We start from the raw sequence: 13,974 nt of genomic DNA on the forward strand, positions 1-13,974 counted from the left end.
CCACCACTGAACCTGATCGAGGAGCCACCCGTGGCGAAGTCGTCCCGCCTGTCGAAGCGCAAGGAGCGCGAGGTCTTCGGCGACCCTGATCGCGGCCCGCTGCTCAGCATCCGCTTCGCCATCGCGCTGGTGCTCATCCTCGGCGGCATCGGCTGGATCATCTACTACTACTTCGGCATCCGGCCCACCGACGGGTTCGGCAGCATCGGATCCAACGGCAAGGTCCGCCAGCCCGGTGGGCCGTCCTTCTTCGCCGATCTCGAGGCCAAGAACTACCTGATCGGGTTCATCGCGTTCTTCCTCGGCCTGATGATCTCCGCCCACCCGTCCACCCCGATGGGCCGTGGTCGCGGCGTGGTGATCAGCATGCTCGCCTGCTTCATCGTCGGCCTGCTGTGGATCTGCATCTTCTACATCTTCTTGACGGGCAACGACCCCAAGGACATCCCGATCCTCAACGACCTGGGCCAGAAGAACCTGTTCGTCGGCATCGGCTTCATGGCCGTCGGCTTCGCCTTCGCCACCCGCTGGGAGTAGGCCTCCCCGTCCCGTCGCATGCCGCGCCGTTGGACCGTCCTGGTCCGCCGGCGCGGTCGTTTTTCCACAGCCCGTTTTCCCCAGGGCTGTCCACAGCTGGGGAGAACTACACCCGTGTCATTCATCCACAGCGGTGGACAACCCTGGGGAAAACGCCGACCCGGCAGAAAGTGGCTCGAAAACCACGCCGACCCGGCAGAACTTTCTGCCGGGTCGGCCCGAATCAGGCGCCACTTTCTGCCGGGTCAGCTGAGGGCGAGCGTGCGGGCCAGGGTGGCGACGACGAGCACCGCCCCGATCGCGGAGAGGCCGGCCGCCTGGACGGCGGTACGACGCTCCTTCGGGGCGTAGACCAGCACCGCGGCGATGGCCGCGCCACCGGCGAGACCGCCGAAGTGTCCCTGCCAGGAGACGTTGGAGAGGGTGAAGGTCAGCACCACGTTGATGCCGATCCACATCAGCAGGCTCTGGATGTTGGCGCCGAGCTTGAGGCCGACCACGACCAGCGCGCCCATCAGGCCGAAGACGGCGCCGGAGGCACCGACGGTCGTGGTCTGCTCACCGGCGAGCCAGTAGACCGCCACCGAGCCGGCGAGGCCGGAGAGCAGGTAGAGCGCGAGGTAGCGGCCGCGGCCCAGGATCGACTCGAGCTGGGGACCGAGCACCCACAGGGCGAGCATGTTGAAGCCGAGGTGCCACGGCTCGACGTGGGTGAACATCGAGGTGAGCAGCTGCCAGAAGGCGCCGTCGCTGACGCCGTCGGCCCAGTGCGCGGTGGTGCCGGCGTGGCAGGACGCCTTGTCGACGAACGGGTAGTAGGTGCCGTTGTCCTCGCGGCACGAGCCGCGGACGGCGAGCGCGAACAGATCGTACAGCTTGCTGCCGTAGCGGCCCGACGCCATGATCGCGATCCACACGACGACGTTGATGCCGATCAACGCGATCGAGACCGCCCCGGGGTTGCCGGTGATCTGGCCGCCGTACGCCGTGCGCGCCTGGCGCACCGACCTGCGGCCCTCGGCGACGCACTCGGGGCACTGGAAGCCCACCGACGCCTCGCGCATGCAGTCGGGGCAGATCGGGCGCTCGCAGCGCTGGCAGCGGATCCAGGTCTCGCGGTCGGAGTGCCGGTAGCAGGTCGGCACTCCGACCGGAGGGGTGCTCATGCGGGGTGGGTCAGCCGATGATCTCGACGGACTCGATGACGACGTCGTCGACGGGACGGTCGTTGCGGCCGGTCGGCGTCTTGTCGATCGCGTCGACGACGTCGCGGGAGGCCTGGTCGGCGACCTCACCGAAGATGGTGTGCTTGAAGTTCAGCCACGTCGTCGGCGCGGTGGTGATGAAGAACTGCGAGCCGTTGGTGCCCGGGCCGGCGTTGGCCATCGCGAGCAGGTAGGGCTTGTCGAAGGTGAGCTCGGGGTGCGGCTCGTCCTTGAACTGGTAGCCAGGGCCGCCGGTGCCGGTGCCCTGCGGGCACCCGCCCTGCAGCATGAAGCCCTCGATGACGCGGTGGAAGATCAGGCCGTCGTAGAACGGCTCGCCCGCACCCTTCGCCGAGTTCGCCTTCTCGCCCTTGGCCAGGCCGACGAAGTTGGCGACCGTCTCCGGCGCGTGGTTCGGGAACAGGTTGAGCGTGATGTCGCCCTTGTTGGTCTTCAGGACGGCCTGCTGCTCTGCCATGGAAGTTGCCTCGTCTCCAGGTGGTACGGGTGTGGTGCGGAACGAACTCGATCCTACTGACGGCCGCACGCCCCGCCACAGGCCTGGCCCCCGACCCACCAGGGGTTGACCCCCGCCGCCGGGGACGTGGTGGGATGGAGTCGTCGACCCGGCCGGGTCGGGAACGACGAAGGGAGCTCGGGATGGGAAAGCTGAAGAAGCTGGTGGCCCTCGGTGCACTGGGGGCGATCGTGACCGCGGTGGCGAAGAAGCTGCAGGGTGGAGGCAACGACTCCCCGTGGCAGTCCGCGCCCGAGCCGACCACACCGACCACACCGACCACACCGACGCCGCCGACGCCGCCAGCGCCGACCGAGGCGCCCGACGAGCTGCTCGTCGACAACGCACCCGAGCCGATCGACGAGCCCGACCAGGTCCCGCCGCCTCCGGCTCCGGCCGACGAGCGCCCGGACCCGCTCACCGACCCGCTGCCGGAGGAGCCGCGCGACTGAGCGCTCGAGGATCGCGCGCAACCCGCGTACGCCGCAGGGGCGGTGCGGACCTCCGCACCGCCCCTGCGGCTGTTCCCCGCCGGTCCCGGGACCGGTGTGGGCTCAGCTCCGGCTGGCGCAGAGCGCCACGAGGGTGTAGCCGTTCGTCCCGGGGACGAGGTTCGACACGCGGATGCCGATGCCGGTCGGGAAGCCGAACAGGTCGTAGCCCGCGTGCTTCGGCGTGGTCACCAGGTCGTCGATGTTGGCCGCATTGCTCAGCGCCCAGCTGATCAACACCTTGCCCGCGGGGCAGTTCGCCCAGGTCGTCTTCTCCGCGTTGCCGGCGACCGAGTCGGCGGTCTCGACCTTCACGAGGCCGAGGATCCCGGCCGGACCCTGCGGTCCCTGGGCACCTGCCGGACCCTGCGGTCCCTGGGCACCCGCGGGACCCTGCGGCCCCTGGGCACCGGCGCTGCCCTGCGGGCCGGTGGCACCGGCCGGCCCCGTCGGTCCGGGCGCGCCGGTCGCACCCTTCTCGCTGGGTGCCCCCTTGAGCGCGGCGACGGCGGCGGGCGAGAGGTCGGCGGTGGCCAGGCTGCCGTCCTTGACGTGCTTGGAGGTGATGGCGTTCTTCGCGATCTGCTTGCCGGTGATCTTGCCGGCGGCGTACGAGCCCCCGGCGAGTGCGAGGGCCAGGATCGTGGCCAGCACGACACCCGGCGCGAGGAGCCTGCGAACGATGGTCATGGGGTGGTGCTCCCTTCCGAGACCCCGCCCGATCGGGGTGCGGCGACAGAGCCGGGCGGGACCGCCCGGTCCCACGGAGGCTAGGAACGGAGAGGGCCCGGGGGATTGAGTGGTGACCACTCAATTGCGGCGAGATCGGTGCGCGAGGCGACGCCGAGCTTGGCGTACACCCGGCTCAGGTGGTTCTCGACCGTGCGCACCGACAGGTGCAGGCGCTCGGCGATCTCGGCATTGGACGCGCCGTCGGCGGCGAGCTCGGCCACCGTGCGCTCGCGGCGGCTGAGCGGATCCTGCGGCAGGCCGACGAGCAACGGCGTGGTCGGACTGCCGATCCGCGCCGCGAGCTCGCTGGTACGGCGTCGGGCGGCCGCCGCGGCCCGACCGGTGAGCAGCCGGGCCCCCTCGGCCGCGGCCTCCGCCGCCGCGAGGACGGCGCCGAGCTCGAGGAAGTCCTCGGCCGCCGCGGCGGCGCTCGCACCGTCGCGGTCGTCGAGGGCGGTGACGAGCCGCAGCCGCGCCGCAGCCAGCGGCGAGTCGATGTCGAGCGCCACGAGCCGCGCGGCGACGCCGTCGCGGTCCCCCATCCGCACCCGCTCGTGCAGGATCCAGGACTCGGCCACCCGGGCGTCGACCTCGCGGGCCGCGTGCTCGCCGGCACGCAGGAGGCTCCGCGCCCGACCGGACCTGCCGGCGCCGAACTCGGCCCACGCGTGGGCGATCGGCATGTGGTGACGTAGGAAGCCCACGCCGGCGGGCAGCGCGCCGAGTCGGTCCAGCAGCTCCGGTGCGACCGCCTGTCCGCGACTTCCGGCGCACATCATGAGCATCGCGATCGCGAGCCGCTCGGCGTCGACCATTCCGCAGGCTGTCGCGGCCACGAGTGCGCGTCGGGCCCACAGCACCGCCGCATCGAGATCACCCACCTGGCCCCACGCCGCCGACGCGACCACGGCGCCCCAGGCCCGACCCACCACGGTGCCGTCGGCCAGCGCTCCGTCGTGGGAGCGCTCGCCGTACTCCACGGCGAGCGCGTAGCTGCCATGCTCGCGGGCGGCGTGGCTGGCGATCGTCAGCAGCCGATCACGCGTCCCAGGGATGACCTCGTGCGGCTGGTCGAGGGCCAGCTGGAGGGTGGCGCCGACCAGGTCGAGCGCCTCGCCCGTGTGTCCGAGGTGGGTCAGGACGTGGGCGCGGGTCGTCGCGTGCAGCGTGCTCAGCACCGGCGGCAGGTTCGCGAGGTCGATCCCGTCAAGGATCACCCGGGCGCGGTGCGCCTGCGCGGCATAGATCCGGCTGTCGGCCTCGGCGATCGCGAAGGACTCGCGCACCATTGGCGCGCCATCGGGGTAGCGCCGCGCCTCGGCGCGCAGTGCACCTGCCGCAGCGGTCAGGTCGAAGGTGCCCCACACGATGAGCTTGTGGACGGTGACGGCCAAGGCGATGGCCAACGGGCCGGGCTCGATCCGTTCCAACGTGCCCTGCAGTGCGTCGACGGCCTCGGCCGAGCGGCCCAGCTCGCTGAGGGCGGCGGCGAGGACCAGCGCCGCCTGGCCCGCGACATCGCCGTCGCCATGCTCGACTGCCGCGGCCGCCAGCCGGCGAGCCGTCTCGGCCGAACCGCCCGCATTGGCCAGCCGTGCCGCGGCGAGCAGGCCGACCGGGTCGGGGCGTTCACCCGCATCGAGGCCCAGCACCGCGATCCGTACGACGTCCGGGGCAGCCGCGCCGCGCGCCACGGCGAGGTGCCGGCGCAGCAGCCGCCGCCGTACCAGCGGGGACGCCTCGGCCCACAGCACCTCTGCGAACAGGGGATGCACGAAGCGCAGCACCGGTCCGTCCCAGATCAGCACGCCGTTGTCGACCAGCTCGTCGATCGCCGGCGACGGGCCGTACCGCTCGACCTCGTCGAGGGTCATCCGGCCGACGGACGCGACCATGCGGGCCACCTCGCGGGCCTCCCCGGTACTCCCGGCGAGTCGCGACAGGAGCGCGTGGCGGAGCCGGATGGGAACACTCAGCCGACCTCGGGAGACCCATCCGGCGGGCGAGTGGTGAAGGGTGCCGGACTGCCGCGCCTCGCCGATGACCTGCGCGATGAACAGCGCGTTGCCGCCCGTCCGGCTCCACACCTCCTGCACGATCCCGGCGTCCACGACGTCGTCCAGCAGCTGCTGGACGAACCGATCGGTGTCCTCGCGGCTGAAGGCAAGAAGCGTGACCACCTCGGTTCCGAGATCGTGCGCGAAGGTCGCGATCACCGACGGCAGCACCCCGTCGCGGGTTCGAACGGTTGCGACCAGGGTCCGACCGTGGTCGCGCGCCACCCGCAGGGCCACTCCGAGCGACACCTCGTCGCACTGGTCGAGGTCGTCGACTGCGAGCACCCCTCGATCGGGTACCGCCCGGACGACGTCGGCGACCATCGCGGTCAGGACGAGCGAGGTGGGGGCGACCAGGTGCGCCATGGCGCCCAGCGGAACCTGCGCCATGGCCGAGGTGCCGTAGGCACGCACCGCGGCGGTCTCCTCGGCGAGGACGTCGAGCAGGTGGGTCTTGCCGACCCCACCCTCGCCGGCGATGAGCACCACATGACGATCGGTCCGGGTGAGCGCAGCACGCAACCGCTCGAGCTCCGCCTCCCGGCCGATCGTGCGCACGACGTCAGCCCTGCGCGAGCTCCGCGTGGTCCTCGCGCAGGCGCTGGGCGACCCGGCGCTCCACCCAGAAGATCAGGCCGGGGATGAGGCCGGCGATCAGCATCAGGCCGAGCTGGGGGATCGTCCAGCGCGCCTTCTGCGTGAGCAGGAAGGCGACGACGACGTACACGATGTAGATCCAGCCGTGCACCAGCCAGATCGGGGTGAGGTCGTCACCCAGCCGCTGCAGCGTGGTGCCGTCCTCGAGCAGGTACTTCAGCAGCGAGCCGACGGTGCCGACGAGCAGGAGCACGCCGACCACGAGCGCGAGCACGCGGTAGACGTTGAAGAGCTTGGTCACGAGTCCGAGGGTACGACGGCGCCCTCGCCCGCCCCGGCGTCGGCCTCCTCGAGGTCCGGCTCGGACGTGGCGTCGCGCACGTAGCGGAACCACAGGAACGCCGCGAACGCCGCGAACACCCACCACTCAATTGCGTAGAGGATGTTGCGCAGCCCGGTGAACCGGCTCGCCTCCGGCAGCTGGTCGAGCGTCGCACCGTCCACCCCGGCCGCGGCGTCGGTGGCCAGCGGCTCCTCGGCGACCACGTAGGCGCCGTACAGGTCCTGGTCGACGCGCTGCACCAGGTCCGCGATCCGCAGCTCCGGAAGTACGTCGTCGCGCGGGTCGTCGTCCGCCTGGCCACTGCCCTCGGGCGGCTGCAGCCAGCCGAACAGGTCCACCTCGCCGGTCGGCGGCGCGGGCAGGCTCGCGAGGTCGGTGCCGGCGGGCACCCAGCCGCGGACCACGGATACGGCGGGAGCGTCCGCGTCGCCCACCGTGATCGGGGTGACCAGCCAGTCGCCGTCGGCGCCCTTCGCGCCCGTCCGGCCGGACACCAGCACGGTGCCCTCGGGCAGGAAGGTCCCGCGCAGCTCCACCGGGCGCCCCAGTCCCGCCGTCGGGAACGGGTCGTCGGGACCGATGAGGTCGGTCAGTGCGACGGGCTTCGCGTGGGTCAGGTCGACGCGTTCGGCGTCGCGGCGGGCCTGCCAGGCGTCGTACTGCCACGCGCCCATGCCGACCGCGACCGACACGCAGACCAGCCCGAGCAGGTAGGCACCCCACAACCGCATGCTCCACCAGCGCACCACGTCAAGCAGCCTACGGGGCAGGGTCGAGGCGTTGCGGTTTGGGACCAAACCACGCAATTCGGTGCCGTGAGCATGCGGTTTGGGACCAAACCGCAACTGGTCTGACCACTTGACCACCGGGCAGGACCGGCCTACCGTGACGCGCATGGCCCTCCGTCCCGTCACTCGTCGGTCCGTGTCCGACCAGGTCTTCGACCAGCTCCTCGACGACGTCGTCGACGGCGAGCTGGCTGCCGGCGAGCCGCTGCCCAGCGAGCGCCGGCTCGCCGAGGTTCTCGGCATCTCCCGCCCCGCGGTCCGCGAGGCGCTGCAGCGCATCGCGCAGACCGGGCTGGTGGAGGTGCGCCAGGGCGGGTCCACGCTCGTCCGCGACTTCCGCCGCGCGGCCGGCCTCGACCTGCTGCCACGGCTGCTCGTCCGCGGCGGGCGGCTCGACACCTCGATCGGGCGCAGCGTGATCGAGGCCCGGGCCGAGGTCGGGCCCGGGATCGCCGCCCTCGCCGCCGAGCGCGGCGGGCCGGCGCTCGCCGCCGAGCTGGACACCGTCACCGACGCCATGGCCACCACCACCGACGCGGTCACCTGGCAGGTGCTCGCCCTCGACTACTGGGACCGGCTCGTCGACGGCGCCGACTCGATGGTGTTCCGGCTGATGTACAACAGCCTGCGCGCCGCCTACGAGCCCGCGCTCCCGGCCCTCGCCGCGGTCCTCGCCGGAGAGGTCGGCCAGGTCGAGCCCTACCGGCTGCTGACCGCCGCGGTCCGGTCCGGCGACGCGGCCACCGCCCGCGCCGCCGCGGCCCGGGTCCTCACCCCCACCGCCGACACCCTGCTCGGTGCCTTCGCCGCGATGGGAGAGGACGAGTGAGCCCCCGCGAGGCGCACGCGCAGCGCCGGCTGGCCGAGGACGAGGCGCGCATCGACGGGAGGTACGTCGGCGACCGGGCCGCCGGTCGTCGTACCAATCAGGGCCTGGGCGAGGTGTTCGTCGAGTTCTGGCGCCACCCGAGCCCCTACCTGCTCACGACCTGCCTGGTCGCCGCCGTCACCGGCCGCGTCCTCGCGGGACCCGGCTCCTGGTGGGAGCTGGCGATCCCCGCAGGACTGGTCGCGGTGCTCCCCGTCGTGGAGTGGGTGGTCCACGTCTTCATCCTGCACTGGCGCCCCCGCCGCCTGGCCGGGCTCACCCTCGACCCGCTGCTGGCCCGCAAGCACCGTGCCCACCACGCCGACCCGCGGGCGATCCCGCTGGTGTTCATCCCCTGGCAGGCCCAGCTGTGGCTCGCCCCGACCTGGACCGCGCTCGCCTGGCTGGTCACGCCGACGACGACCGCCATGTTCACGCTGCTCACGGCGGTCTACGCGATCAAGTCCGGCTACGAGTGGACCCACTACCTGCTGCACAGCGACTACCGGCCGCGCTCGGCGTGGTACCGCAAGGTGTGGCGCAACCACCGGCTGCACCACTACAAGAGCGAGCACTACTGGTTCACCGTCACGACCGCGGGTACGGCGGACCGCCTGTTCGGCACCGCACCCGACCCGAGCACGGTGCCGACGTCCCCGACGGTTCAGCGCCTGCACGACCTCGAGCTGTGACACGCTGAGCGCCGTGCGGATCTCCCACCTCAACTGCGCGACCATGAGGCCCGCCCTCGCTCCCACCATGGTCGCCCATGTCCTGCTCCTCGAGCGGCCCGAGGGGCTCGCCCTGGTCGACACCGGCTTCGGCACCGGCGACCTCGCCGACCGCTCGCGCCTGGGCCGGCCGTTCCTGATGACCGTGCGTCCCGACCTCGACCCGGGCGAGACCGCCCTGGCGCAGGTGAAGGCGCGCGGCCACGACCCGGCCGAGGTCACCGACATCGTGCTGACCCACCTCGACCTCGACCACGCCGGCGGCATCGGCGACTTCCCCAACGCGCGGATCCACGTGCACGCCACGGAGCACGCCGCCGCGACGCACCCGAGCCTGCGCGAGAAGGCCCGCTACGTCGCCGGCCAGTGGGCGCACACCACGCAGTGGACCCTCCACGAGGAGGGCGGCGACGACTGGTTCGGCTTCGCCTCGGTCACCGCGCTGGCCGACGACGTCGTGATCATCCCGCTGCACGGCCACACCCGCGGCCACGCCGGCGTCGCCGTACGCCGCGACGACGGCCGCTGGCTGCTCCACGCCGGCGACGCGTTCTTCCACGGTGGCCAGCTCCACGACCCGCCGACCTGCCCGGTGTCACTCACCGCGTTCCAGCGGCTGATGGCCGTCGACAACCGGCAGCGGGTCGCGAACCTCGAGCGGCTCCGGGAGCTCGCCCGCGGCAACGACCAGGTCACCGTCATCTGCGCCCACGACAAGGCGCAGTACGACGAGCTCAGCGCGACCTAGTGCCCTAGACGCCGGCGGTCTCCGGCATCGGGATCGTCTGCGCCGGCGGGTTCGCCGTACGCCGCGCCCAGGCGTAGTAGACCGCCGCGGTGACGACGAGTCCGACGATCCACGAGATGTCGGCGCCGCCGAGCGCGTCGGTCATCGGCCCGGTGTAGAGCTTCTGCGCCAGGAACGGCACCTGCGCCACCACACCGATGACGTACGACGCCAGCGCGGTCGTGTTCCAGCGCCCGTACCGGCCGTCGGGGTCGTAGAGCGCCGGCACGTCGACCCGCTCGCGCGAGATCAGGTAGTAGTCGACGAGGTTGATCGCGCTCCACGGCGTGAAGACCATGAGCAGCACCAGCACGAAGTTCTTGAAGTTGTCGAGGAAGTCGGCGGACGCGAAGAGCGCGATGCCGACCGAGGTCGCGAGGAAGGCGGCGATGAGCAGGGCGCGGGTCGTCGCGGAGACCTTGCTGCTGCGGGTGAACGCCGAGGTCGTGGTGAGGATCGTCATCAGGCCGCCGTACGCGTTGAGGCAGTTGACCGCGAGCTTGCCGCAGACGATGACCAGGTAGATCACCAGCGCCACGAAACCCCCGCCGGCGAGGTCGCCCATGAACCCGACCTGGTTGCCGAGGAAGCCGGGATCCCCCGCACTGACGGGGATCGAGGCGACGATCGCGCCGAGGGTCATCGACCACTGCGAGCCGAGCACGCTGCCGAGGAAGGTGGCACGGAAGGTCGTCACGGCCGGGGTGTCGGCGGGCAGGTAGCGCGAGTAGTCGGCGACGTACGGCCCGAAGGTCAGCTGCCAGCCCGCACCCAGCGAGATGGCGAGCAGGAAGGTGACGATGTCGAAGCCCTTGGTGCCGAAGAAGCTCGTGACGTCGTAGTCCGCGACGACCTTGATCGCGAGGTAGGTGAAGCCGACGATCCCGACGACGGTCGAGACCTTCCCCATCAGGTGGATGTAGCGGTAGCCGAGGGTGGCCACGATGGCGGTCAGTACGCCGAACAGCACGATGCCGAGCTTGGGCGCGCCGAGGTGCAGGCCCTCGCTCAGCGCCTGGCCGGCGAGGACGCTGCCGGTGGCGGCGAAGCCGAGGTACATCACCACCACGAGCACGAGCGGGATCACCGCGCCGTACACGCCGAACTGGGCGCGCGAGGAGATCATCTGCGGCAGCCCGAGCTTCGGGCCCTGCGCGGAGTGCAGCGCCATCACCGCACCGCCGAGCACGTTGCCGAGCAGCAGGCCGATGATCGCCCAGAGCGCGTCGGCGCCGAAGACGACTGCGAGCGCGCCGTCGACGATGGCGGTGATCTGCAGGTTGGCGCCGAACCACAGCGTGAACTGGCTGCGTGGGGTGCCGTGGCGCTCGGACGCCGGTACGACGTCGATGGTGCGGCGCTCGACGCCGCGGGTGGTGCTGGTCATCGTGGATCCTCCTGGCACGGGTCCCGTGTGACCCGTGTCTCCCATTCGACGCCGAACGATCGCCTCGCGGGAAGGAGCGATCCGGGAGTTGTGTCTCGGATCCCAGATGGAACCCTCGCCGAAAGAGCCGGTCAGCCGGGGCAGACGGTGAAGGGCAGGTGCCCCTCGCGGGTCAGCCGCGCCGCGGCCGCCGGGTCGTCGAGCACGTAGCCCAGCCGGCCGCTCGCCGGGTCCGCGACCCCGCGGCTCATCACCAGCGCGAAGTCCGGGTCGGTCGGCGGCATCACCTCGGCCAGCCGGACCCGCTCGAAGGCGTCGCTGCGCTTCTCGCCCAGCTGGACGGTGACCAGCTCGGTGCCGAGCGCGACCGACCAGGCGTCGAGCTCGTCGAGACCGTGCAGCGCGGCGGCCGGCGCCGCGGCGAGCTGCTTCTCCATGCCGGCGCCGAAGACGGTGTCGAAGGGGGTGCAGCCACGCCGGACGTACGTCGAGACCGCCTCGGTGCCCGTCAGCGCGACCAGCGCGGGGTCGGCGCCCCAGGCGTCAGCCGCAGCAGGCGGCGCGGCCGAGGTGACCAGGTGGCGGCCGTCGTCGACGACGGCACCGGCGAGCGGACCGACCCCGGCCTCGACGGCCCGGTGGACCGCCGGCATCGGCACCTTGTCGTGGAACGCGAGGACCCAGCCCTTGCCCCCGGAGTCGCCCGACCAGCTGGCCTCCCACGCGACGTCGTCCTGGCTGATCCCGTACTGGTTGCGCAGCCGCTGGTCGACCGGCCGCAGCATCCCGTCGGACAGGGCCGCGGTCTGCGGGACCTTCTGCCAGAACTGGTCGCGCTCGGGCCCGGGCGTGGCGCCGTCGAGCGTGGAGAAGCCCAGCACCAGGCGCAGCTGGTCGAAGTCGGTGACCTCCAGGGTCGTGGCGGCCGACGGCACCAGGGCCAGGACCGCGGCGGACGGCTCCTTGGAGGCGTCGTACTCGGTGACCACGGCCTCGGGCGTCGGCACCACCTGGTGGACGACCTTCGGGTCACCGCTGCAGCCGGTCAGGAGCAGGACGCCGACCAGCGCGGCACCGAGACTCCCCACACGACTCACGCGCCGAATCTTGCCATGTCGCTCCTGCCGGAAGAGGCGAACGGGCGCCGACGAGTACGCCGACGCCCGTTCGTGGGTGGGATCACCCGTTGCTGTGCCTCCTCAGCGGCCGCTCGCCTGGGCCTCCATGAGCAGCTTCCGCAGCTCGTCCGTGCTGCCGACGGCCGGACGCTGTGCGGTGCCCCGAGCGGACACGCTCGCTGCCGGCACCGGAGCCGGGGCGCACTTGAGGTCGCTGCCCTTGTGCTTCTTGCGCTTGGGCAGCACCCCGGTGTCGAGGTAACTGGCGATCAGGTCGTCGGTGCAGGCGACGCCGGACAGCGAGCCGGAGTGCGTCGTACCGCCCTTGCCCTCGATGAGGAACGAGGTCTTGAACTTCTGGCGGGTGGCGAGCGCACCGGAGAACACCGTGGCGGCGTCGTTGGTCTCGCCGATCATCAGGATCGGCGACTTCACCTTCTTGCCGCTGACCTCGAACGCCTTGCGCGACGGAGCCGGCCAGTTCAGGCACGGGGCGTTGTACCAGGTGTTGCCCCAGGTCAGGAACGGGTGCTTCTTGTGCACGCGCCAGGCGTCGGCCTCGGTCTTCTTCCAGTTCGGCCACACCGCGTCGGTGCACTGCACAGCGTTGTAGACCGCGAAGCCGTTGTCGTCGCCGGGGCCGCCGTACCAGCCGTCGAGGAGATCCGCACCGTCTCCGGTCTTCACCAGCTTGGCGTATGCGGCGCCGAGCTCAGCCCAGTCATTGACGTAGTAGCCGGCGTTGAGGAGCACGTCGCCGAGCTCGTCGGGGCCGAGCTTGCCGTCCGCGGCGGGGTGCTTGTCGAGCTTCTTGAGCAGCTTGTAGTAGCCCTTGCGGATCTTCTTGCCGCTGGTGCCGAGGCCGTAGACGGCGTCGTTCTGGGCCAGCCACTTGAAGTAGATACGGATGTTCTTGTCGAACTGGATGTTCTGGTCGACGTTGGACTCGTAGAACGCGCGGTCGGCGTTGAGGACGCCGTCCCACACGAACCGGCCGACCTTCTTCGGGTACATGGTCGCGTAGACCTGGCCGAGGTAGGTGCCGTAGGAGAAGCCGTAGTAGTTCAGCTTCGGCGCACCCGCCGCCTTGCGCAGGCTCTCGAGGTCCTGGGCGACGTCGGTGGTGTGCATGTGCTTGAGCAGCCGCTTGGCGTCAGCCTTCGAGCACGCCTTGGCGTAGCGCTTGGTGACCCGCTGCCACCACTTCAGGTTCTTCTTCTTGGTCGGCACGTAGTTGGGCCGGTCGTAGTCCTGGCCCTTGTAGTTGGGGTTGCAGCTCAGCGAGGGCGTGCTGCTGCCGACACCGCGCGGGTCGAAGCCGTACCAGTCGTACTTGGCGCCGACTCCGTTGGGGATGAGGCCCGGGAGCACGGCCGGATAGACGAGGCCGGATCCACCGGGCCCGCCCGGGTTGGCAGTGATGACGCCCTTGTAGTCGGGGTTGGTGTGCAGCACCCGGCTGATGGCGATCTGGATCTTCTTGCCCTTGGGCTTGTCGTAGTCGAGGGGTACCTCGAGCATCGCGCACTGGGCGCCGGCCTTGGTCAAACGCTGGCTCGTGCAAGCGCCCCAGACAGGGGCGGGCGGGGTGTACGACGGCGCCTTCGCGGCGACCTGGGGAGCCTGCGGCGCAGCGTTGCTGCTCCCCCCGGGCACCAGCAGTGCTGTTGCCGTCGCAACCGACGCAACGATCGTCAGTGCTCTCTTCACGTCACAACCTTCCGAGATGATGAGGTGTCCGGGATCTTCCGGCGTGGGTCCGACCTTGCCGCGTCATCTCGGTCACGTCCACCCCGACGCGCAGGCCGGACCCGGG

Annotated in this window: 14 protein-coding genes; 5 read left to right on the forward strand and 9 right to left on the reverse strand. The window is 71.3% G+C overall.

The features are described from left to right. Nucleotides 1-30: 30 nt before the first annotated feature. Nucleotides 31-537: a cell division protein CrgA gene (locus FBY23_RS01240; RefSeq protein WP_141796485.1), complete on the forward strand. Its 507-nt coding sequence runs from the start codon at nucleotides 31-33 to the stop codon at nucleotides 535-537. A 245-nt stretch (nucleotides 538-782) separates the two neighbouring features. Here FBY23_RS01240 and FBY23_RS01245 read toward each other — a convergent pair whose 3' ends face one another. Continuing rightward, nucleotides 783-1,703 (reverse strand): rhomboid family intramembrane serine protease, encoded by a 921-nt coding sequence (locus FBY23_RS01245; protein ID WP_141796486.1) that lies wholly within the window; start codon nucleotides 1,701-1,703, stop codon nucleotides 783-785. A 10-nt stretch (nucleotides 1,704-1,713) separates the two neighbouring features. After that, the gene (locus tag FBY23_RS01250; RefSeq protein ID WP_141796487.1) at nucleotides 1,714-2,220 is read right to left on the reverse strand and encodes a peptidylprolyl isomerase; all 507 of its coding nucleotides are present in this window, start codon (nucleotides 2,218-2,220) and stop codon (nucleotides 1,714-1,716) included. 182 nt (nucleotides 2,221-2,402) lie between these two features. Between FBY23_RS01250 and FBY23_RS01255 the strand changes: the two genes are divergently transcribed. Continuing rightward, a complete protein-coding gene (locus FBY23_RS01255; protein WP_141796488.1) occupies nucleotides 2,403-2,711 on the forward strand; it encodes a hypothetical protein in 309 nt (102 codons plus the stop codon). Between the two features lie 102 nt (nucleotides 2,712-2,813). On the opposite strand, the gene FBY23_RS26295 is transcribed toward FBY23_RS01255, so the two are convergent. The 4 genes from FBY23_RS26295 to FBY23_RS01275 form a co-directional block, all read right to left on the reverse strand. Continuing rightward, nucleotides 2,814-3,440, reverse strand: coding sequence for a collagen-like protein (locus FBY23_RS26295; RefSeq protein ID WP_186348214.1), 627 nt, complete (start codon nucleotides 3,438-3,440; stop codon nucleotides 2,814-2,816). 80 nt (nucleotides 3,441-3,520) lie between these two features. Continuing rightward, nucleotides 3,521-6,097 (reverse strand): LuxR C-terminal-related transcriptional regulator, encoded by a 2,577-nt coding sequence (locus FBY23_RS01265; protein WP_141796489.1) that lies wholly within the window; start codon nucleotides 6,095-6,097, stop codon nucleotides 3,521-3,523. 4 nt (nucleotides 6,098-6,101) lie between these two features. Further along, the gene (locus tag FBY23_RS01270) at nucleotides 6,102-6,437 is read right to left on the reverse strand and encodes a DUF3817 domain-containing protein (RefSeq protein WP_141796490.1); all 336 of its coding nucleotides are present in this window, start codon (nucleotides 6,435-6,437) and stop codon (nucleotides 6,102-6,104) included. Next, nucleotides 6,434-7,228, reverse strand: coding sequence for an SURF1 family protein (locus tag FBY23_RS01275; RefSeq protein WP_160158126.1), 795 nt, complete (start codon nucleotides 7,226-7,228; stop codon nucleotides 6,434-6,436). The genes FBY23_RS01270 and FBY23_RS01275 overlap by 4 nt, the downstream gene beginning before the upstream one ends. A gap of 145 nt (nucleotides 7,229-7,373) precedes the next feature. On the opposite strand from FBY23_RS01275, the gene FBY23_RS01280 reads away from it, so the two are divergent. Genes FBY23_RS01280 through FBY23_RS01290 form a run of 3 tightly spaced genes read left to right on the forward strand, consistent with a single transcriptional unit; the run spans nucleotide 7,374 to nucleotide 9,614 of the window. Continuing rightward, complete coding sequence (locus FBY23_RS01280) at nucleotides 7,374-8,096, forward strand: FadR/GntR family transcriptional regulator (protein ID WP_141796492.1); 723 nt, start codon at nucleotides 7,374-7,376, stop codon at nucleotides 8,094-8,096. Beyond that, the gene (locus tag FBY23_RS01285; RefSeq protein WP_141796493.1) at nucleotides 8,093-8,827 is read left to right on the forward strand and encodes a sterol desaturase family protein; all 735 of its coding nucleotides are present in this window, start codon (nucleotides 8,093-8,095) and stop codon (nucleotides 8,825-8,827) included. The genes FBY23_RS01280 and FBY23_RS01285 overlap by 4 nt, the downstream gene beginning before the upstream one ends. A 13-nt stretch (nucleotides 8,828-8,840) precedes the next feature. Then, entirely contained in the window at nucleotides 8,841-9,614 is a 774-nt protein-coding gene (locus tag FBY23_RS01290) for an MBL fold metallo-hydrolase (protein WP_186348215.1), read from the forward strand. Between the two features lie 4 nt (nucleotides 9,615-9,618). On the opposite strand, the gene FBY23_RS01295 is transcribed toward FBY23_RS01290, so the two are convergent. The 3 genes from FBY23_RS01295 to FBY23_RS01305 all read right to left on the reverse strand — a co-directional run bounded on the left by FBY23_RS01295 (nucleotide 9,619) and on the right by FBY23_RS01305 (nucleotide 13,868). Next, nucleotides 9,619-11,040 (reverse strand): cytosine permease, encoded by a 1,422-nt coding sequence (locus FBY23_RS01295; RefSeq protein WP_141796494.1) that lies wholly within the window; start codon nucleotides 11,038-11,040, stop codon nucleotides 9,619-9,621. 131 nt (nucleotides 11,041-11,171) lie between these two features. Next, a complete protein-coding gene (locus tag FBY23_RS25840) occupies nucleotides 11,172-12,137 on the reverse strand; it encodes a hypothetical protein (RefSeq protein WP_160158127.1) in 966 nt (321 codons plus the stop codon). A gap of 102 nt (nucleotides 12,138-12,239) precedes the next feature. Next, nucleotides 12,240-13,868 (reverse strand): alpha/beta hydrolase, encoded by a 1,629-nt coding sequence (locus FBY23_RS01305; protein WP_222117688.1) that lies wholly within the window; start codon nucleotides 13,866-13,868, stop codon nucleotides 12,240-12,242. Between the last annotated feature and the right edge of the window lie 106 nt (nucleotides 13,869-13,974).

The organism is Nocardioides sp. SLBN-35, assembly GCF_006715725.1.
Lineage (GTDB): Bacteria > Actinomycetota > Actinomycetes > Propionibacteriales > Nocardioidaceae > Nocardioides.

Bases quoted from the DNA above. Each gene is read 5' to 3' on its own strand.
- FBY23_RS01245 (WP_141796486.1), bottom strand. From the start codon at position 1,703: ATGAGCACCCCTCCGGTCGGAGTGCCGACCTGCTACCGGCACTCCGAC.
- FBY23_RS01250 (WP_141796487.1), bottom strand. From the start codon at position 2,220: ATGGCAGAGCAGCAGGCCGTCCTGAAGACCAACAAGGGCGACATCACG.
- FBY23_RS01255 (WP_141796488.1), top strand. From the start codon at position 2,403: ATGGGAAAGCTGAAGAAGCTGGTGGCCCTCGGTGCACTGGGGGCGATC.
- FBY23_RS26295 (WP_186348214.1), bottom strand. From the start codon at position 3,440: ATGACCATCGTTCGCAGGCTCCTCGCGCCGGGTGTCGTGCTGGCCACG.
- FBY23_RS01280 (WP_141796492.1), top strand. From the start codon at position 7,374: ATGGCCCTCCGTCCCGTCACTCGTCGGTCCGTGTCCGACCAGGTCTTC.
- FBY23_RS01295 (WP_141796494.1), bottom strand. From the start codon at position 11,040: ATGACCAGCACCACCCGCGGCGTCGAGCGCCGCACCATCGACGTCGTA.